This window comes from Larkinella sp. C7 (assembly GCF_006149005.1).
Taxonomy (GTDB): Bacteria; Bacteroidota; Bacteroidia; order Cytophagales; family Spirosomataceae; genus Larkinella.
In genome coordinates, this window is record NZ_VBSL01000051.1 from 1 (window position 1) to 867 (window position 867).

An 867-nucleotide genomic window follows, 5' to 3' on the forward strand; every position below is an offset into this window, starting at 1 on the left:
CTTGACACTTTTTACTCTCGCAAATCGGTAATGGTTATCTCTTGGGTACTGTAAAAGCCATGTCAGATGATGAATACAACTATAGATTATAGAACGACGAGCCTGGGACAAAACTATCCCTCAGCCAACGAAAAAGCAACGGTTTTGATGCCGTTGCTTTTTGCTTGACATAGGTAGTCTTGATAAAATATAGTTGACAAAAAAATAATAGAAAGGCTACCTCATGTACAGTCACTATAACACAAATCAAACGACTCTGCCACTAGAATTAAGCGCATTCTTACCCCACAACCATCTCGTTTTTACGATTGAAAAGGTGGTCAATAAACTAGATGATAATGCCTTTCTAAACTTTTATCATGAGTTTGGGCGGCCTTCTTACCATCCCCAATTACTCCTAGCAGCCCTTTTATTTGCTTATTCTCAAGGGATCTTTTCCGGACGAAAGATAGAAAAAATGATGGTGGAAAATCTTGCCCTGCAATACTTAACAGGTCAGCTGGTGATTTCTTATCGGACAATCAATCGTTTTCGTGTGGCTCCTGGGATGGAGGAGCTGATTCGTAATCTCTTTATTGACCTCAACCTTCAGTTGAAAATGGAGGAATTAGTGTCCTTAGAGTGTTTGTTTATTGACGGGACTAAGATTGAGGCTAACGCTAACAAGTACAGTTTTGTTTGGCGGAAGGCTGTTGATAAATTTTCTGCCAAACTTCAAGCGACTCTAAAAACCTATTTTCAAGAGGAAATTAATCCTTTGATTCAAGAGGCCATTGTCTTAGATGACCAAGAGCCTGTAACTTCTGAACAATTGACAGAGTTTTCTCAAATCCTTGAGGAAGAATGGAAATCAGTTAACCAAGCCAT

At 39.2% G+C, this 867-nt stretch carries 1 protein-coding gene; it reads left to right on the forward strand.

The annotated features are described in order from the left end of the window. Positions 1 to 223 precede the first annotated feature (223 nt). Positions 224 to 867 (forward strand): transposase (locus FH871_RS34280; RefSeq protein ID WP_138995310.1); only part of this gene is annotated, 644 nt, incomplete at its 3' end.